This is a genomic window from Marinobacter sp. (genome assembly GCF_039977835.1).
Taxonomy (GTDB): Bacteria; Pseudomonadota; Gammaproteobacteria; order Pseudomonadales; family Oleiphilaceae; genus Marinobacter.
The window spans coordinates 53,817-72,306 of the sequence record NZ_JBDWCL010000071.1; the positions used below are offsets into that span (position 1 = coordinate 53,817).

An 18,490-nucleotide genomic window follows, 5' to 3' on the forward strand; every position below is an offset into this window, starting at 1 on the left:
CGGGACAGCCCGGTTATCAAGACAGAGAGTCCCGCAGAATGTTTTTACGGATCTTGCCGGTGGCGGTCTTGGGAAGCTCACCAAGCACCACTTTTCTCGGCGCCTTGAAGTGCGCCATGTGGTCCCGGCAAAAGGTGATAATCTCCTCGGCCGTGAGTTCCTCACCATCGTCGACCGGATTCACAAAGGCGCAGGGCACTTCGCCCCACGTTTCATCGGCCATTGCCACCACCGCTGCCTCGGAGACTTTTGGGTGCCGGTAAAGAACCTCTTCCACCTCCAGGCTGGAGATGTTCTCGCCGCCTGAGATGATCACGTCCTTGGCCCGGTCCCGGATTTCGACATAGTGGTCCGGATGCATGACAGCCAGGTCACCGGTGTGAAACCAGCCGTCCCTGAAAGCCTTCCGGGTGGCTTCTGCATTCTTCAGGTAGCCCTTCATCACGGTGTTGCCGCGGATACAGATCTCGCCCATGACGTTACCGTCGGCAAGCACCGGCTCTCCGCTGACCATATCCAGTACCGCGACCTCATCCAGGCCGTGAGTGGGGACACCCTGACGGGACATTTTCACCGCCCGTTCTTCCAGCGGCAGCTGCTGCCATTCCGGCTGGGGCACGCACAAAGTTGAAGGACCGAAGGTTTCGGTCAGGCCATACAGATGGGTAATCCGGAAACCGATTTCCTCTGCCTTGCGAATCACGCTGCTGGGGGGCGCTGCGCCGCCCAGGGCAAAATGGGCCGGGCGGGAAAGCTTCAGGCCCTCGCGCCCCAGCTCCTGTAGCAGCATGTTCATCACCACTGGCGCACCGCACATGTGGGTGACTCCGTAATCCTCGATCCGGCGGTAGATTTCCACGGCGTCCACCTCCCGGAGGCAGACGTGGGTGCCGCCTGCGGCCGTGATCGCCCAGGTGTAGGCCCAGCCGTTGCAATGGAACATCGGCAGTGTCCACAGGTAGACCGTCTCGGCGGTCATATTGAACACCATCGCGTTGGTCATGGCCGCCAGGTAGGCACCGCGATGATGGTAGACCACGCCTTTCGGATTGCCGGTGGTACCGGAGGTGTAGTTCAGTGAAATGGCGGCCCATTCGTCGGAGGGGGCTTGCCAGTCAGCTTCAGGGTCACCCTCCGCCAACAGGCTCTCGTAGTCCAGGTCCGCCAGGCCTTCACTCGCCCCTGCCTTGCGTTCGATGGACACCAGCAGCGGCGGCGCCTCCAGCTCGGCTATGGCAGCCCTGACCTGATTCTCCCACTGGGTGTCGTAGAACAGAACCCTGGCTTCACCATGGCTCAGAATGAAGGTCAACGTTGCCGCATCAAGGCGGATATTGATTGAATTGAGCACCGCCCCGGACATGGGCACGGAGTAATGAGATTCGAGCATTTCATGGCTGTTGGGACAAAGGATGGCCACCGTATCGCCGGAGTTAATGCCGCGGCGACGAAGCGCATCGCCCATCTGACAACAGCGCTGGTCGAGCTGACGGTAAGACAACGTTCGGTCGTCATCGATGACCGCCCGCTTGTCGGGAAAAACCAGTGCCGAGCGCCGCAGCAAGCTCAATGGCGTCAGGGCAGAGTGATTGGCGGCTGTCTTGTCGAGGCTGTTGTACTTATCCATGGTTCACCGTTTCAGATAGCCAGGGTTATTGATTAGCAACCGGGACTCGGTGAGGGTACGGAGCACAGATCGCAGAGCCGGGTCAGCTCCATCCAGGCGACGCTCGCGAATAGCCCGGGCAAGGTCGCGCTCTGCTTCAGCAGCCGTTTCATCAAGGGATTGCTCTGAAAGGTATGCCCGCAGGGCCCGGTCGGTTTGCTCTGGCTGGCCCTGCTCACGCTGCTCAAGCTCCCGGATGGCCATGCCCATGGCATTGGCAATCATGAGTGCCTGGTATTTGTGCTCCCCGGCAACCTCCGGGGCCACTGATTCCAGCAACACCTGGCGAGCCTCGGCAAGCAGATCCCGGGTTTCTGGTTGATTGATCATTGCCCATCCTCCAGTTCCTGAACCTGGTTCAGCAGGTCCAGCTCCATCTGCGCCACCATGCGGCCAGTCAGCGCCAGTTCCAGCGAACGCTGTTCACCAGACATGTGTCTGCGCGCCTGCTGCAACGCAATCATCGCCCAACGCACCAGCGCCATGACTTCCCAGTAGCTGACCGTCGCCGGATCAAGGTCGACGCCGCTTACTTCCCGGTAGCCGTCAAGAAGATCCTGCCTGTCTCCGATCCCGCCAACTTCGCGGTCATCAGCTCCGAACCGCCAGCTGCGACAACAGAGCCAGCCCAGGTCCTCACAAGGATCGCTCCAGGCGGCAAACTCCCAGTCCAGGACAGCGGTCAACTCATCACCGTCCATCATGTAGTTACCGGTCCGGAAATCACAGTGGCAAAGCACCGTCGGGCCCGGCTCCGGCGCATGATCCTCTAACCAGTTCAGCGCCCACTCCAATACCGGATGAGGTTCATCGATTTCTTTCAGATAGCGGCGATACAGCGCTACCCGGCTCAGGGCCGGATTGTCCGGATCGGGCATCACCAGGAACTCAAGCGAAGCCTGCGGTGGCCGCACTGTGTGCAACCTGGCGAGCTCAGCACCCAGCCGGCGCACAATGTTCCAACGCTGCTCTTCGGAGAAATCCGCCTTGACCAGTTTGCGAGGAGACGCGCTCCCCGCTGCCCGGGTCATGACGTAGAACACCTGCCCGCTGACCTCCGGGTCCTCACACAGCCAGAGCGGCTCCGGTGCGGTTACCCCGGCCCTGAACGCCGCCTGAAGAACCCGGAATTCCTCGGCCCTGGACAGGCTTTCTGCGACCCCCGAAGGGGCGTCCTGCCGGACCACAAATTCCTGCCGACCTGGCCGGCGGCCGCCCTCCAGTTCCAGCGTCAATCCGAAGTTGTCCTGGATGGCGCCGCCGGAGAGCTTGTCGAATTCGGTAACCCGGGCAGCCCGGGCACCGCATTGCCTGGTAATGTACGCGCTGAAGGTGTCGGCAAGCGCGGACATTACGCCTTCACTCCCCAATGCCAGAAATCGGTACGCTCCGCCAGCAAGGTCTTCGAGAACACCATCTTGTGTATTTCCGAGGCACCATCCACCAGTCTCGCCTGGCGGGCATAACGGTAGATCCACTCCAGAGGAGTATCCTTGGAATAGCCCCGCGCCCCGCAAAGCTGGATGGCCGTATCCACCGCCTTGTGCAGGGTGTCGGCAACAGCGACCTTGGCCATGGAAACTTCCTTGCGGGCGAAGTCACCCTGGTCCAGCTTCCATGCGGCATGCATGGTGAGCAGCCGGCCGACCTGGATCTCCATGGCCGCCTCGCCGAGTAGCCATTGCACACCTTCGCGCTGGGCCAGGGACTGACCGAAGGATTCCCGGTTATTGACATACTCGGTGGCAATTTCCAGGGAACGACGGGCCAGGCCCAGCCAGCGCATGCAGTGGGTAAGACGGGCCGTGCCAAGGCGGATCTGGGTAAGCTTGAGGCCATCGCCGACTTCCATCAGCCGGTTCTCGTCCGGGATTTCCAGGCCATCGAACCGGAGCTCGCAATGGCCTCCGTGTTCTTCCGGCCCCATGATCGGAATCCGCCGGAGGATTTCCCAACCGGGATCATCCTTGTGGAACAGGAAGGCGCTCAGGCCTTTTCGGGTATCGTCGGAAGTCCGTGCAATCAGAATAAAATGCGATGCGTCGGCGGCACCGGTAATGTAATGCTTGTGGCCGTGGATGACCCACCGGTCGCCCTTGCGCGTAGCAGTGGTCTGCATCATGCCGGGATCCGAGCCACAGCCGGGAGGTGGTTCGGTCATGACGAACGATGAGCTGACTTTTCCCTCCACAATGGGCTTGAGCCAGCGCTCCTGCTGGGCCTTGGTCGCCACCTTTGCCAGAACCATCATGTTGCCATCGTCCGGCGCTGCGGAATTGAATACCACAGGCCCGAAGATGGAGCGGTTCATTTCCTCATAACAGGCTGCCATACCTGAGATATCAAGCCCCTGGCCACCCAGATGCTCTGGAATCTGAAGGCACCACAAGCCCTGCTGTTTTGCTTTGGAACGCATCTGTTCAAGATGGTCGAGCTCGATATTCTCATGTTCATCGTAAGCCTCCGGATTCTGCTCCAGCGGCAACAGCTCCTGTTCTACAAAGTCCCGAATGCGTTTTCGGTAAGACTCGTTCCTGGGGTTCAGATTAAAGTCCACAGCCCACTCCTTACAGCGACGATTGAAGATGGCCGCCATCCACCACGAGGGTGCTGCCGGTCATATAGTCGGAAAGCCATGACGCCAAAAGCAGCAACGGACCACTCAGGTCCCCAGCTTGCCCCAGACGACGCTGGGGAATGCGGCGAATCATTTTCTGGCCGGGTTCACTGGCGAAGAAATCACGGTTCAGATCGGTTTCGATGTAACCCGGTGCCAGCGCATTGACGCGAATACCATATCTGGCCCATTCCAGCGCAAGGGCACGGGTCAGCTGTTCGACGCCGGCCTTGGCGGCGGCGTACGGCGCCACATTGCCGGCCACACGATGACCAAGGATGGAAGAAATCATGATGATGCTACCGCCCTGATTGATCGCGGAGAGGCGACGGGCGGCCTCATTGCATACCAGCCAGCAGCCCTTGAGATTGGTATCGATCACGCGGTCCCAATCTGAACCTGTCAGGTCCATTGCCTTCCTGCTGGTTGCCACGCCAGCATTGGAAACCACCACATCCGGAACCGCGATGCCATCCGCCATCGTGTCGAACGCTTCAGTGACGCTGGTCTCGTTGGTGACATCCATGGTAACGACATGGATCCGGTCGGCATGCTCGGGAAATTCACCCTTGAGGGACTCCAGGGCCTCGCGGCGGCGGCCACTGACAATAACCTTTGCGCCGGCCTCAAGCAGACACCGGGTAAAGCTGTGGCCCAGTCCGCCGGCGGCGCCGGTGACAAGCGCAGTCTTGCCATCAATGCGTAGGGACCAGGGTGTGTTGCCGGGATCCGTATTCTTGGAATTGTTCATAATCCGACCTCCTTCATACAAAATAGAACGAGCGCTCGAATTATTCAAGAAGAAGTTACAAAACGGCCAACCGGTGACTATTACGGTCAGCCCAGCTACCGGGATGAATTGTTTTCGGATGATTAGATCAGACGCTTAGCTTACGCTTATACGCTTAAAGGGAACGAGAGCTTCATTGCCGGACAAACAGGCTACCTGGACTGATCAGACCTGTCAGACTCCGACTCCCCTTCCCGTTCGGGGCACAACTCTGCTTCCAGCCAGCGACGAACTTCGTGCCGGTCACGCCGGCGATTGAGTTGTTGGCTGTGAATATTGCGGGGGAAGATTTCGGACTCTCCCTCATGCCTTAACCAGAAACGACGGCGCACACCAACCGGGTGGCGGCTGGGGCCGTGAACCACCGCAGCACGTATCTCAACAGAGGTGACATCCTCGAACAGATAGTCGCTGTCACTATCCTCACTTCGCCGCCCCAGGATAATATTGCGGAACGAACCGAGCACGAGATAGCCACCCGGCTGCAAAGGGCCCTGCCGCAATACCTGATGAACATTACTGTCGTCCGCTCCGACACGGCGATACTCCGTGACCGGCAGCGTTTTCTCTTCCTCGTTCCTTGTTTGCATCACTACCTGCACGCACTGCACATGCACGGTTTCCTTGCCCATGTTCACCAACAGGCAGAGGGCATCGGGATTCTCGTTCTGGGCATGGTGAATAACCAGGTAGGGGCGGTTATTGCGTTGATACTGGAAGAAGAACAGCTGGAAATAGACCAGCCACACAAGGGCCATAACGGCGCTGCTGATGGATCCCACGTAATCCATTTTGAACTCCTTTTCCGACCGTTGTTATCTCCGTAACCTTATTCGCTGGCACCAGGAAGTCAATCCCGACACGGCAGCTTTCTGCACCCCCGTCACCTCAGATCTGCAAACGCCTCTCTCACGTGGCCGGCCAATGCATCATTTACCGGATTGGTGCCGCTGCGCACCAGGGCGATCTGATAGTCCGGCAGTGCTGGCAGGCCTTCCCTGTCCAGCCTTCGCAAGGGTGGCTGCACCAGGCTGAGCGGGAAAGGTGCTACGGCCAGATCCGCCAGCATGGCCGCTTCCTGGCCGGAACAGTTGTCACAGGTATAGGCAACGCGGTAGGACATATGGGCGTCATCCAGCGCATTCAGCGCCATTCGGCGCCAGGCACAACCATGGCTGGCAAACGAGACTGGCAAGGGTGAACGATTAACGGCAATGCCTCCTTCTCGCCCTGCCCATACCAGAGGTTCCGTGTGTACCACATCCCCCCGCCATTGCTGGCCGTCGTTGCCGATGGTGATCAATACCATATCCAGGTCGCCGGCATCGAGGCGCGCCAGATTCTGCTGGCTTGACCCCACCACCACGTCCACCTGCACAGCCGGGTAAGACCGCGCAAACTGCGCGAGCACTCTGGGCAGGATTCGGCTACCCACATCATCCGAGGTACCGAAACTGACGCGGCCCTGCAGGCTGGGCGCAAGGAATTGCTGTATGGCTTCCTCATTCAATCGCAACAGCCGTCGCCCATAGCCCAGCAACACCTCACCTTCAGGGGTCAACCGAACATGGCGGGCTTCGCGTACAAACAGGACATGCCCCAGGATCTCCTCAAGCCGTTTTATCTGCATGCTCAGGGCCGAGGGGGTGCGAAAGACCTGTTTTGCCGCCCGGGTGAAACTCCCACTCTCGGCAATGGCGACAAAGGTTCTCAATACGTCGGTATCCAGCAGCGGGATTGCCTCACGCGTGATGACCGGCTTCGAACTGTCCATCTCCTGCCCCTCTCTATCGCGATCCCTGTCGCGCTCCTGACCTTTCAATTTTACTTAACACACATGTTAAATCTTTTCGTTTGTCTGATCAAAAATCCCATTGCATGCTTGAAACACGCCCATCGTCGAGAAGGAGGACGTCAGAATGTGCAAACAGCAGGAATTCAATCGCCCCCGGCTGCTCCCCGATACCCCGGTGAAGCCGCCCGAGCTGGATCTGTACATGCCGGCAACACCGTCGTTGGCTTTCATGGCAACACTGGAGTTCTGGATAAAGATGTTTCGCCGCCGGTATCATTTTCGGCGCCTGTTTGTGCCTCTGCTGAACGAGGATGACAGGACACTGTCCGATATCGGTTACGAAAGAGCCGACATCCAGTGGGCGCTCAGGCGGCCGCTGAAAGTGGACGCCCTGAAGGCACTGGAAGTCTGCCGCGAAGCGAGACGAAAGAAATGAAAGATCCGGGGCTGACGTTCAGCCCCGTGCCAGTGCCACGATGTCCGGGTACTCGTGTACCCGGACCACGGGCGCAGCGGAAGCCTCCCGGGAAAGATTGCACACCTCGTTGACCATCGCAGTGGCCACGGTCGCCGCTTCAATACCCCGAAACTTTTCCAGCGGGCCAATCAGTGCCCGGTTGATCAGCGGCATGGCTTTCATGCCCAGGGCTTCGGCGGTGCGGTGCTCGTTCCTGTCGCCCAGCAGAAGGCTGGGCTGGTAGATAGCCAGGCATGGATAACCCAGGGCTTTCACCGCATCTTCCAGCTCACCTTTCACGCGGTTGTAAAACACGGTGGAAGATGACGAAGCGGCGATGGCCGACATCAGGGCAAATGCCTTTGCGCCGTTTGCCCGGCCAAGCTCGGCCGCTTTCAGGGGATAGCCGAAATCCACCTTGCGGAACTGCTCCCGGGAACCGGCTTTTTTGATGGTTGTGCCCAGGCAACAGATTATTGCGTCCACGGCAAACAGGTCGCTGTGTTCATCCATGCGCTCAAAATCGATTTCGTGCTGCTCGAGTTTCGCATGGCTCACGGGCAGTTTCCCACGCACCGGTGCAACCACCAGTGCAACATCTTCGTGGCCCAGGAGTCCCTCCAGCACTTTGCCCCCGGTCAGGCCGGTGGCACCCAGTAACATCACTTTCATAAAACATTCCTTAACCAGGAAACCACCCCGGGATAGCCTACAGTATCACGCCATAGGAAAGCAGTTTACACTGAGTACAACCGCAAACTGGCCGACTCGCTGACTCAAGATCGATTGCTCATGAAGGATTCCATCACATTGAATGCGCTACAGGCCGGCCTTCAGGGTTGGCTTTATCCCGGCCTCACCGCTCTGCTTTCCGTTGTTATTACCTATGTGGCATTCAAGGGTGTGCTGGCCGTTATTCAACGGCTGACGCGCCGAAAAACCGTTCCGCGGCTGTTTCTGGATGCTTCTGCTCCCGCTCTGGGCGCTGTCCTCGCTCTTCTGGTGCTCAACGGAGTGCTGGAGGCCGCCTCGCCAGATTTACCATTGCTGGCGTTTTTCCAACATGCCGCCACGCTGTTGCTGATTATTGCAATTACCTGGGCACTGGTGCGCTGCACCTCTGCCATCGGCGAGGTTATTGTCTCCCTGAACCCGGTGCTGGAGGGGCAATGGAAGCGCGCCCGCAAGGTGGAAACACAAACACGGTTTCTGGTCAGGGTGCTCAATATTCTTATCGTTATCGTCGGTATCGGCGCTGCTCTGGTCACCTTTGAACCGGTCAGGCACCTCGGTAGCGGTCTGCTGGCTTCGGCGGGCATTGGCGGCATCATACTGGGCTTCGCCGCCAAACCGGTACTCAGCAACCTGCTGGCAGGCATGCAGATCGCCCTGACCCAGCCTTTCCGCATCGACGACGTACTGCATGTGCAGGGCGAATGGTGCTGGGTGGAGGAAGTGACGGCCACCTACGTGGTGCTGAGGGTCTGGGACCTGAGGCGTCTGGTGGTGCCACTGCAATGGTTTATCGAGAACCCGTTCCAGAACTGGTCGAGAAACGACACCGAACTGACGGGGCCGGTGTTTATCCATGTGGACTATTCCATGCCCATTGAACCGCTGCGAACCGAATTCAACCGCCTGCTGCAGCAGGCACCCCAGTGGAACGGAAACACCGCGACGGTGCAGGTCACCGATGCCGGAGACACCAATATCGAGGTTCGTCTGTTGATGAGCGCCAAGGACTCTTCCGGGCTATGGGATCTTCGTTGCGCTGTGCGGGAAGGCATGATCACCTTCATCCAGAACCGGTTCCCCGAACACCTTCCCCGCGTCCGTGCGAGGCTGGTTGAAAAGCCTGATCAGTAAGGCGCAGCTTCCGTCACCCGATCCACCAGGTAAACCAGCCCGTGGTAATCAATCCCGCCGTGGCGGCTCAGGCCGATCTCGCAGGTGCGGCTGGTGGAGATGCCTTCCGTACAGCTGGCTACCTGGCGTGGCAGGGTTCTCAGAGCATGGCTGTTCAGCTCCGGCACATTGAACCCTTTGTCGCCGGCGAAGGCGCAGCAGTGGATATCCTCCGGAACCACCACGTTGGTACTGCAGCGCCGCGCGATATCGATCAGCCCCTGTGACTCGCCCAGATGCTGGGTGCTGCAGGTCACGTGAACAGCAATCCTGGTGTCTTCCGGTTTGAACACCAGGCGGTCCACCAGCTTCTCGCGGATGAATTTCACCGGGTCATACAGAGCCATCCCCAGCTCCCGAGCGGCCTCCTGAATCTGCAGGGTACAGGGGCTGGTATCGCAGTAGACCGGGTCCCTGCCGTTACGGGTTGCCGCCAGCAACGCCTTCAGCAACTCGGTTTTCTTGCGTTCCGCCTGCTCCGGATAACCTTTCGAAGCAAAGGGCTGCCCACAGCACAGGGTGTCCAGCGCCTGGGGCTGCACCACCTGGTAGCCGCCTTTTTCCAGTAACTGGCGGGTTTTGTCATACAACGTCGTTTGCTCTCCATCACCACTGGCAGGCCCCATCACCCGGGAAACGCAGGCGGGCAGGTACACCACCCGTGGTGCGTCACTTTCGGCCACCGGTGCCTGTGGCACAAAACGGATGGGCTGAGGCATGGACGGGTCCCACTGGGGCAGTCGCTGCCCGGACACCCTGCTCAGCCCCGCGCTCAGTTTTGCCAGCCTCGGCGCACCCAGCAGTTTTTCCACACCGGAGGCCATGGTCAGCACGAAACGCGTCCCACGCAGCACGGTCTGAAAATGCTCGGCCACCCAATCCGCCGCTCCGGGATGGCCGGTTTTCTGGGCCCGCAGCTTGCGAACCAGATCGCCGGTGTTGATATCCACCGGGCAGCGCTGGGCGCAGAGCCCCGTAGCCGCACAGGTATCTATACCCTGATACTGGTAGGCCGCTTCCAGTTCCGAGGTATCCTTGCCGGCCCGTTTTTTCGCCTGGATATCCCGCGAGATCACAATGCGCTGGCGTGGAGACAGGGTAAGCCCTTCGGAGGGGCACACCGGCTCGCAGAAACCGCACTCGATGCACTTGTCGATCAGTGGATCGGCGGCAGGCAGCGGCTTGAGATTTTTCAGGTGGATATCCGGGTCCCGGGACAGCACCACGTCCGGATTGAGGAGGTTCTCCGGGTCCAGCAGGCCCTTGATCTTCCACATCAGTTCCCAGGCATCATGCCCCCACTCCAGCTCCACAAATGGCGCCATATTGCGGCCGGTGCCGTGCTCCGCCTTGAGGGAACCACCAAACTCGACCGCCACCAGTTGCGAGACATCTTTCATGAAGGCGTCGTAGCGGGCCACTTCATCCGGGTTGTCGAAGCCCTGGGGAAACACGAAGTGGAGGTTTCCTTCCAGGGCGTGGCCAAAGATGATGGCGTCGTCGTAGGCGTGTTTGACAAACAGCGCCTGCAGTCTCTTGACGCCTTCGGCCAGCTGATCGAGGGGAAAGGTGACATCTTCGATGATCACCGTGGTGCCGGTAGGCCGTACCGCGCCCACTGCAGGAAAGGTACCCTTGCGTATGGCCCACAACTGGTCAGACACCTTTGGATCCGAGGTGAAGTCCACCTTTTTTTCCACCGGAAACCCGGCCAGGGCCGCCCTGATCTGAACCAGTTGCTCCTGCAGCAGGGTTGCATCCGGGGCCCTTGTTTCAATCAACAGGGCGCAGGCATCCTCCGACAAGCCGTGTATCCACTCCGGCAGGCCCGGTTTGTCCTGTACCGAACGCAGGCTTCGCCGGTCGAGCAGCTCCACCGCAGCAACCGGCTGCGAACGCAACAACGCAGCCGCACGGCAGCAGCTGTCCGCGTTGGTAAACACCAGCAACGCGGTGGCCTTGTTGGGGTAATCCGGTACCGTGTCGTAGGTAACTGAACTGACAAATCCGAGAATGCCCTCGGAGCCCACCATAAGGTGCGTGAGGATATCGATCGGATCGCTGTAGTCCACCAGGGCGTTCAGGGACAGACCGGTGGTGTTTTTCAGCCGGTACTTGTGGCGGATACGGTCCGCCAGCTCGGTATTGGCCCGGGTCTCCGCCGCCAGTTGCTCCAGCTCTGCCAACAACGGGGCGTGGCTGCCGCGAAATGCTTTAACGCTGGCTGAGTCTTCGGTATCCACCACCGCGCCGTCTGCCAGAATAAGCCGCATGCTGGCCAGGGTATGGTAGGTATTCTGGGCTGTACCACAACACATGCCACTGGCGTTGTTGGCAACTATCCCGCCTATTTTGCAGGCATTGATGGAGGCGGGGTCCGGGCCGATCTTGTAGCCATAAGGCGCCAGCCAGGCGTTGGCCTGAGCACCGATAATGCCTGGCTGCAGGCGGATTTGCCGGCCTTCATTGCGAATCTCGTGGTCTTTCCACTGATCGCCCAGCACCAGCAGAATGGAGTCGCTGATGGCCTGGCCAGAAAGGCTCGTGCCCGCGGCCCGGAACGTCACCGGGGCGGAGAAGCGCCGGGCGATGGCCAACAGGCTGACCACTTCCTCTTCGCTTTCCACTTTCACCACAACGCGAGGAATCAGCCTGTAAAAGCTGGCGTCGGTACCGTAGGCCAGGGTCGACAGAGGGTCATCGTAAACCCGCGCAGCCGGAACCAGCTCTTTTATTGCCGCGATGACGTCAGGTGACATCAGGTACCCCTGGGCCTTGCCCATCAGAAGGTTTGGATAATTGGTCATACCAATTTATACTGTCTGGGGTAATACGATAGGGAAATTCTGCGACAACTTCAAAGAATAATATCTAGACAATGGTCTCGTTCCCGGATATCAGGGATTCCATTCACCGGGCTGTTCGTCATAATTGAAAATTGGTAAGACCACATCGGGAACGCAATGAGCATCGGGAAAATTGCACCAAAACGTCTCGCAGACAGCATTGTTGAAGAGCTGGAAAACATGATTCTGGAGGGCACCCTGCAGCCCGGGGAGCGGCTTCCGGCTGAGCGCACCCTTGCTGAACGGTTCGGGGTGTCGCGCCCGTCATTGCGGGAAGCTGTTCAAAGGCTGGCCGCCAAAGGCCTGCTGGTCAGCCGCCAGGGTGGCGGCCACTATGTGGCGGAATCACTGGGATCGAGCTTTACCGATCCTTTGATCGCCCTGTTGGAAGGGCGCCCGGACGCCCAGCGAGATTTGCTGGAATACCGCCGCACGCTGGAAGCGGACTGCGCTTATTACGCCGCCCTGCGTGCAACGGCGGTGGACAGGGCGCACCTGAAAACGGCGTACGAAACCCTGCAGGCCTGTTACGCCTCGGACAGCAGCAGTGACCTGAGCGAGGAGGGAACTGCCGACGCCCGCTTTCACCTGGCCATCGCCGAAGCCAGCCACAACGTCATTCTCCTCCACACCATCCGGGGGTTGTTCAGCCTGCTCAAAACCAACGTGGTCAGCACCATCGGCAGCATGTACGCCCGGGAAAAGCAGACCCGGAGCGAATTGATGGAACAGCATCGGCTGCTGTTCGAGGCAATTATCGAAGGCCGCGCGGACGACGCTCGGCATTTTGCCGGGCAGCACATCCAGTACGCACAGAATGTGTTATCCGAACAGCACGAAAATGACCGAAGGATGCAGCGGTCCCTGCGCCGGAGCAGTCAGGCTATCTAGTAGCCCCGCTCCGCACCTAGTAGTCGCGCTCCGCCCCGCGCAGGATCGCGTGCAGCAATTCTTCGGCATCAAACTTGGTGAGAGCTTCGTCTGCCCCCACCTGCTTGGCGTAGCTCACGCTCATTTCGCTGTTCAGCGAGGTATGCAGGATAATGTAGGGCTGCCTGAGGGAACTGCTGTCCCTGACATTGAAGGTTAACTCGTAACCGTCCAGCCCCGGCATCTCGATATCACTCACCAGAATGTCGATGGGTTTGCCATCGTTATTGGCGTTGATCATCAGGTCCAGCGCGTCCTGGCCATTGGTGGTCACGAAATAGGTCACGTCCTTGCTGTCCAGTGCGTCGGAGAGCTGCTTGCGCGCTACCTGGGAGTCGTCCACCAGCAGAATGTTGAGGCCTTTCAGGGTTTCCCGCTGCACGTCAGTCAGTACCACTTCCCGAGGGTTCACGGACTCGGGATAGACCCGCGCCAGCAGCAGCTCCACATCCAGCAACTGGACAATCTCGTCGTCGATGTTCACCAACCCGGTGATGAACGCCCGGTCGCCCAGGCTTTGGGGCGGTGACATGACATCTTTCCAGTCCGTCTCGACGATTTTGCGCACGCTTCGCACCAGAAAGCCGATCTCCTTACGCTGGATATCGGTCACGATGATGGAGGCGGTCTTACGCTCTTCCAGAGTAAGCGGCAGCGAGCCGACTGCCGCCGCCATGTCGATCACCGGCACCGCCGAGCCACGAAAACTCATGGTGCCCACCACCGCCGAATGGCTGTGGGGCAGTTTGGTCAGCGGAACAAACGGCATGATCTCGCGGATTTTCAGGGTGCCCAGGCCAAAAGGCCGGTGACTGCTCAGATAGAACAGCAACAGTTTCTGGGGGTGCTTGGTGCCCTCGGCCATAACCTTGTAACCTGTCTCAAACTTTGCGAAAAGTATATGACGCCGACAATAACATGTTGGAACGTCCGAAATTGTAAGAAATTGCAGCCGGTCGCCCTACCCGAGATGAACGCCCGATGAAGCACCTGACCTTCTCCTCCCACTACGCCCGGTCCGTGTTGTACGGCCTGGATAAGGCGGGCGGCTATTCCGATGAACTATTGCGTAATAACGGCATCGACCCGGAATTCATTAGCTCACCACGGGCGCGAGTGCCTACAGAGCAGTTTATACGTCTCTTCCGGCTGGTATGGGGCAAGCTGGACGACGAGTTCATGGGCCGCACCAGGCAGCCCTGCCGGGTCGGCCACTTTCACCTGATGGGATCGCTTGCGGTTCACAGCGCCAACCTGGAGGAGGTGATCCGCCAGAGTATTCGCTGTTACCGGCTGTTCTCCGACGATATCGTGATCGAGCTGGACCCCAGCGGCGCGGAAGTGGAGCTGAGCATCACCCATTGCCACCCGGAGCTGGACCCGGACAATTTTCTGGTGGAGTGGCTGCTACTGGTATGGCACCGGTTGGTGGGCTGGCTGGTTGGGCGCAAGATCGTGCTCAGCCACGCCACATTTCAGCACGGCCTGCCGGGGCATTTCGATGAATATCGCTTTGTATTTCCCTGCCAGTGCTTTTTTAATCGCGACCGCAACAGCCTGTTTTTCAGCCGCAATTATCTGGAGATGCCGGTGACGCGAACGCCGGCGGAGCTGGATGAGTTCATCGCACAGTCGCCCAGGAACCTGCTGATCTGGACGGATGAGGACGACAGCCTCACCACACGGGTGCGCCAGATTCTGGAGAGCGTCGACGACGAACGGTTACCCACCCAGGAGCAGATGGCCGAACAACTGCACATGACGGCCTATACCCTGTCGCGGAAGCTGAAAACGGAAGGCAGTTCGTACCAGAAGATCAAGGACAACCTGCGGCGCGACCAGGCGGTGATCATGCTCACGCGACAGAACCTGACGGTGTCGGAGATTTCCTCAGAGCTGGGGTTTGCCGAGCCCGGCGCTTTTTCCCGTGCGTTCAAGCACTGGACCGGGCTCAGCCCACTGGCCTACCGCAAGCAGGACCAGTAGTTCACTCTGCGATCACAGCAGTTCGATAGCGACCGCTGTACCTTCCCCGCCTCCGATGCACAGGGAAGCCACGCCGCGCTTGAGGCCACGCTGTTTCAATGCGTTGATCAGGGTGACCATGATGCGCGAACCGGACGAGCCGATGGGATGGCCCAGTGCGCAGGCACCGCCATGAACGTTGACCTTGTCGGCATCAAGCCCGAGTTCGTTGATCGCTGCCAGGGTGACCACGGCAAAGGCTTCGTTGATTTCGAACAGGTCCACGTCGTCGCGGCTCCAGCCGGCTTTTTTCAGTACCTTTTCGATGGCACCGATGGGCGCGAGGGTGAACTCGGCCGGCAGGCGGGCATGGGTGGCGTGGGCCACAATGCGGGCCTGGGGTGTGAGTCCACGCTTTTCCGCTTCTTCGCGGCTGGCCAGTACCATGGCGGAGGCGCCGTCGCTGATGGAGCTGGAGTTGGCAGCGGTCACGGAGCCGTCTTTGGCGAACGCCGGTTTCAGCTGGGGGATCTTCTCGGGCTTGGCTTTGCCCGGTTGTTCGTCGGTATCGACCACGGTATCACCACCACGACCGGAGACGGTCACGGGGGTGATTTCGTCGGCGAAGCCGCCGTTCTTGATGGCCGCCAGCGACCGCTCGAGTGAGGCGATGGCAAAGTTGTCCATGGCTTCGCGGCTGATGTCGTATTTGTCCGCGGTGCGCTGGGCGAATACGCCCATGAGGCCGCCTTCGTAGGCGTCTTCCAGGCCGTCGAGGAACATGGAGTCCATCACCTGGCCGTGGCCCATGCGGTAACCGCCGCGGGCTTTTGGCAGCAGGTAGGGGGCCTGGCTCATGTTTTCCATGCCGCCGGCGATCATGATGTCGTTGGTGCCGGCTTTGATCTGGTCGTGGGCCATGATGACGGCCTGCATGCCGGAGCCGCACATTTTGTTGATGGTGGTGCAGCCGCTGGAATCCGGGATGCCGGAGGCGCGGGAGGCCTGTCTTGCCGGTGCCTGGCCGAGGCCGCCGGGCAGTACGCAGCCCATGATGACTTCCTGGATGTCTGCCGGTTGCAGGCCGCTTCTTTCGATGGCTGCCTTGATGGAGGTGGCGCCCAGGTCCGGGGAACGCACGGAGCTTAGGTCGCCCATCATTCCGCCCATGGGGGTTCTGGCGGAGCCTGCTATTACTACTTCTGTGTTGCTCATGGTTTTAGTCCTCTTGATTCGGAGGCGGGCCGAGTAGCGAACCCCGGGCCGAGACACGCCGTGAATACCTCCCTGTAGGCTCGTAAAAAACATCCATGTTTTTTACGGTCCCGTCCCGGGGTTCGCCACTCGGCCTCCAACTTGTGAGTTATCTTCTGGCCTGATTCAGACTTGTGTTTACGCTTTGCCTAGAACCGACCTGGCGATGATTTCTTTCATTACCTCAGACGTACCGCCGTAAATTCTTTGCACCCTTGCGTCGATAAACGCTCTCGAAATCGGGTACTCACTGGTGTAACCGTAACCGCCAAACAACTGCAGGCAACCGTCGGCTACCCGGCACTGCATTTCCGTGGCGCTGTACTTGGCCATGGAAGCCGTCGGGGCGTCGAGTTCGCCTTTTTCGTACAATGCGATGCATTCGTCGACGAAGGCGCGGTTGACCCTGCAGTCGGTTTCCATGCGGGCGATTTCGAAGCGGGTGTTTTGCAGTTGGGCCAGTTTCTGGCCGAACAGTTCCCGTTCCTGGGAATAGGCGATGGTCAGGTCCAGGGCGCCTCGTGCAGCTGCAACGCCGAGTGCGCCGATGACCAGGCGTTCACGGGGTAACTCGCGCATCAGGTACATGAAGCCCTGGCCTTCTTCACCCAGTAGCGCCGAGCCGGGGATTCGCATGTCGGAGAAGAAGAGCTCCGAGGTGTCGCCGGAGTGTTGGCCGATTTTGTCGAGGTTGCGGCCTTTGCTGTAGCCGGGCAGCGAGGTGTCTACCAGGAACAGGCTGATGCCTCTCGCACCGGCTTTGGGGTCGGTTTTGGCGGCGACGATGACCATGTCGGCGTGCTGGCCGTTGGTAATGAAGGTCTTCGAGCCGTTGAGGATGTAATCGTCGCCGTCTTTTACCGCGCTGGTGCGGATGGCCTGGAGGTCGCTGCCGGCGCCGGGTTCGGTCATGGCGATGGCGCCGACGGCTTCGCCGGAGACCATTTTCGGCAGCCAGTACTGGCGCTGTTCTTCGTTGCCGATGTGGCTGAGGTATGGGGCGACGATGTCGGAGTGCACCATCACGTTCGTCGACAGCGCGCCGAAGCCCATGCGGGCCATTTCTTCGCCCACCACCACGGAGTACTGGAAGGGTGCACCGCAGCCGCCCCAGTCTTCGGGCACGTCGACACACAGCATGCCGGCGTTGCCCAGGGTATTCCAGAGTTCCCGGGGGACGATGCCGGATTTTTCCCAGGCTTCGTAATGGGGGGTCACCTCGGTTTCCAGGGCCTTGATGACGGACTCCCGGAACATGTCGAGTTCTTCTTTATCAACAACGCTGGTCATCGCTGTCTCCTTCAATTGCTTGGGCGCCCGGATTACCGGGGCGCCATACGCAGGGCGTTGTCGAGGCGGATAACCTCGCCGTTGAGGATCGGGTTGCGCACCATTTGGTCCACCAGCATGCCGAATTCCTCGGCCTTGCCCAGGCGTTTGGGGAACGGCAGTGTCGCGGCCAGGCTGTCCTGCACTTCCTGGGGCATGCCGGCCATCATCGGGGTCATGAAAATGCCCGGGGCGATGGTGTTCACGCGGATGCCTTCCCGTGCCAGTTCCCGTGCGGACTGCAGGGTCATGGCGACAACGCCACCCTTGGAGGCGCTGTAGGCAGCCTGGCCGATCTGGCCTTCGAAGGCCGCTACGGAGGCGGTGGAAATCACCACGCCACGCTCGCCATCGGCGTTGGGCTCGCGCTGGGCCATATCGGCCGCGGCCAGGCGCATGATGTTGAAGGTGCCGATCAGGTTGACCTGGATAACCTTGTTGAAGTTCTCCAGTGGCATGGGGCCGTCCCGGCCAAGGATTTTGGCGGCAGGGGCAATGCCGGCACAGTTGACGGCGATGCCGCACAAACCGTGGGCGTCGCGGGCCGCTTTTACGGCAGCTTCTGCGCTTTCGGCAGAGGACACGTCACACTCGATAAACACACCACCGATATCTTTTGCGACGGCTTCTCCCTGCTCTTTCTGCAGGTCGAAAATCGCCACTTTGCAGCCGGCCGCGGCCAGCGCCCGGGCAGCGCCTTCACCGAGGCCTGAAGCGCCACCGGTTACGATTGCGGGTACACCCTGAAATTCCATGGTTATCTCCTGGTATCAGCGCCGCCGGCGCAGCCTCACAGGCCCGCCAGCGAACAGTTCGAATTTGGATATGGGTCAGTCTGTCTCAGTCACCTCCTGGGCGCCATGACATAACCGGGCAGGAAATTTGATAAAAATTGACACGCCGGGGCCACCACCCTGTCGGCCCCGGCGTTTACAG

17 protein-coding genes are annotated in these 18,490 nt (G+C 59.8%); 4 read left to right on the top strand and 13 right to left on the bottom strand.

Translation table 11 applies throughout. From position 1 onward, the window contains the following. Nucleotides 1-16: 16 nt before the first annotated feature. The 7 genes from ABJM11_RS20435 to ABJM11_RS20465 form a co-directional block, all read right to left on the bottom strand. Nucleotides 17-1,627 (bottom strand): AMP-binding protein, encoded by a 1,611-nt coding sequence (locus tag ABJM11_RS20435; protein WP_348292372.1) that lies wholly within the window; start codon nt 1,625-1,627, stop codon nt 17-19. Nucleotides 1,628-1,630: 3 nt separating this feature from the next. After that, the gene (locus ABJM11_RS20440; RefSeq protein ID WP_348292374.1) at nt 1,631-1,996 is read right to left on the bottom strand and encodes a DUF6285 domain-containing protein; all 366 of its coding nucleotides are present in this window, start codon (nt 1,994-1,996) and stop codon (nt 1,631-1,633) included. Continuing rightward, nucleotides 1,993-3,018 (bottom strand): phosphotransferase family protein, encoded by a 1,026-nt coding sequence (locus tag ABJM11_RS20445; protein WP_348292375.1) that lies wholly within the window; start codon nt 3,016-3,018, stop codon nt 1,993-1,995. Before ABJM11_RS20445 ends, ABJM11_RS20440 begins: the two co-directional genes overlap by 4 nt. Then, nucleotides 3,018-4,223: an acyl-CoA dehydrogenase family protein gene (locus tag ABJM11_RS20450; RefSeq protein WP_348292377.1), complete on the bottom strand. Its 1,206-nt coding sequence runs from the start codon at nt 4,221-4,223 to the stop codon at nt 3,018-3,020. The genes ABJM11_RS20445 and ABJM11_RS20450 overlap by 1 nt, the downstream gene beginning before the upstream one ends. A gap of 10 nt (nt 4,224-4,233) precedes the next feature. Then, complete coding sequence (locus ABJM11_RS20455; protein WP_348292378.1) at nt 4,234-5,034, bottom strand: SDR family NAD(P)-dependent oxidoreductase; 801 nt, start codon at nt 5,032-5,034, stop codon at nt 4,234-4,236. A gap of 191 nt (nt 5,035-5,225) precedes the next feature. Beyond that, the gene (locus tag ABJM11_RS20460; protein ID WP_348292379.1) at nt 5,226-5,864 is read right to left on the bottom strand and encodes a hypothetical protein; all 639 of its coding nucleotides are present in this window, start codon (nt 5,862-5,864) and stop codon (nt 5,226-5,228) included. A gap of 92 nt (nt 5,865-5,956) precedes the next feature. Beyond that, nucleotides 5,957-6,847 (bottom strand): LysR family transcriptional regulator, encoded by an 891-nt coding sequence (locus ABJM11_RS20465; RefSeq protein WP_348292381.1) that lies wholly within the window; start codon nt 6,845-6,847, stop codon nt 5,957-5,959. A gap of 145 nt (nt 6,848-6,992) precedes the next feature. Here ABJM11_RS20465 and ABJM11_RS20470 point away from each other — a divergent pair, with 145 nt between their 5' ends. Next, the gene (locus ABJM11_RS20470; protein ID WP_348292382.1) at nt 6,993-7,304 is read left to right on the top strand and encodes a hypothetical protein; all 312 of its coding nucleotides are present in this window, start codon (nt 6,993-6,995) and stop codon (nt 7,302-7,304) included. Nucleotides 7,305-7,322: 18 nt separating this feature from the next. On the opposite strand, the gene ABJM11_RS20475 is transcribed toward ABJM11_RS20470, so the two are convergent. Beyond that, nucleotides 7,323-7,997: an NAD-dependent epimerase/dehydratase family protein gene (locus tag ABJM11_RS20475; protein WP_348292384.1), complete on the bottom strand. Its 675-nt coding sequence runs from the start codon at nt 7,995-7,997 to the stop codon at nt 7,323-7,325. Nucleotides 7,998-8,117: 120 nt separating this feature from the next. On the opposite strand from ABJM11_RS20475, the gene ABJM11_RS20480 reads away from it, so the two are divergent. Continuing rightward, nucleotides 8,118-9,191, top strand: coding sequence for a mechanosensitive ion channel domain-containing protein (locus ABJM11_RS20480; RefSeq protein ID WP_348292386.1), 1,074 nt, complete (start codon nt 8,118-8,120; stop codon nt 9,189-9,191). Here ABJM11_RS20480 and ABJM11_RS20485 read toward each other — a convergent pair. Further along, entirely contained in the window at nt 9,185-11,989 is a 2,805-nt protein-coding gene (locus ABJM11_RS20485) for an FAD-binding and (Fe-S)-binding domain-containing protein (protein ID WP_348292434.1), read from the bottom strand. The genes ABJM11_RS20480 and ABJM11_RS20485 overlap by 7 nt on opposite strands. A gap of 204 nt (nt 11,990-12,193) precedes the next feature. Between ABJM11_RS20485 and ABJM11_RS20490 the strand changes: the two genes are divergently transcribed. After that, nucleotides 12,194-12,967 (top strand): GntR family transcriptional regulator, encoded by a 774-nt coding sequence (locus ABJM11_RS20490; RefSeq protein WP_348292387.1) that lies wholly within the window; start codon nt 12,194-12,196, stop codon nt 12,965-12,967. A gap of 16 nt (nt 12,968-12,983) precedes the next feature. Here ABJM11_RS20490 and ABJM11_RS20495 read toward each other — a convergent pair whose 3' ends face one another. Next, nucleotides 12,984-13,871: a chemotaxis protein gene (locus tag ABJM11_RS20495; RefSeq protein WP_348292389.1), complete on the bottom strand. Its 888-nt coding sequence runs from the start codon at nt 13,869-13,871 to the stop codon at nt 12,984-12,986. Between the two features lie 116 nt (nt 13,872-13,987). Between ABJM11_RS20495 and ABJM11_RS20500 the strand changes: the two genes are divergently transcribed. Continuing rightward, complete coding sequence (locus ABJM11_RS20500) at nt 13,988-14,992, top strand: AraC family transcriptional regulator (protein ID WP_348292390.1); 1,005 nt, start codon at nt 13,988-13,990, stop codon at nt 14,990-14,992. Between the two features lie 12 nt (nt 14,993-15,004). On the opposite strand, the gene ABJM11_RS20505 is transcribed toward ABJM11_RS20500, so the two are convergent. From ABJM11_RS20505 to ABJM11_RS20515, 3 genes are all read right to left on the bottom strand, one after another. Further along, nucleotides 15,005-16,186 carry an acetyl-CoA C-acyltransferase gene (locus ABJM11_RS20505; RefSeq protein WP_348292391.1) on the bottom strand — a complete coding sequence of 394 codons (1,182 nt, stop codon included), beginning with the start codon at nt 16,184-16,186 and terminating at the stop codon, nt 15,005-15,007. A 177-nt stretch (nt 16,187-16,363) separates the two neighbouring features. Further along, complete coding sequence (locus ABJM11_RS20510; protein WP_348292392.1) at nt 16,364-17,515, bottom strand: acyl-CoA dehydrogenase family protein; 1,152 nt, start codon at nt 17,513-17,515, stop codon at nt 16,364-16,366. A gap of 32 nt (nt 17,516-17,547) precedes the next feature. Beyond that, the gene (locus ABJM11_RS20515) at nt 17,548-18,309 is read right to left on the bottom strand and encodes an SDR family NAD(P)-dependent oxidoreductase (protein ID WP_348292394.1); all 762 of its coding nucleotides are present in this window, start codon (nt 18,307-18,309) and stop codon (nt 17,548-17,550) included. Nucleotides 18,310-18,490 lie beyond the last annotated feature (181 nt).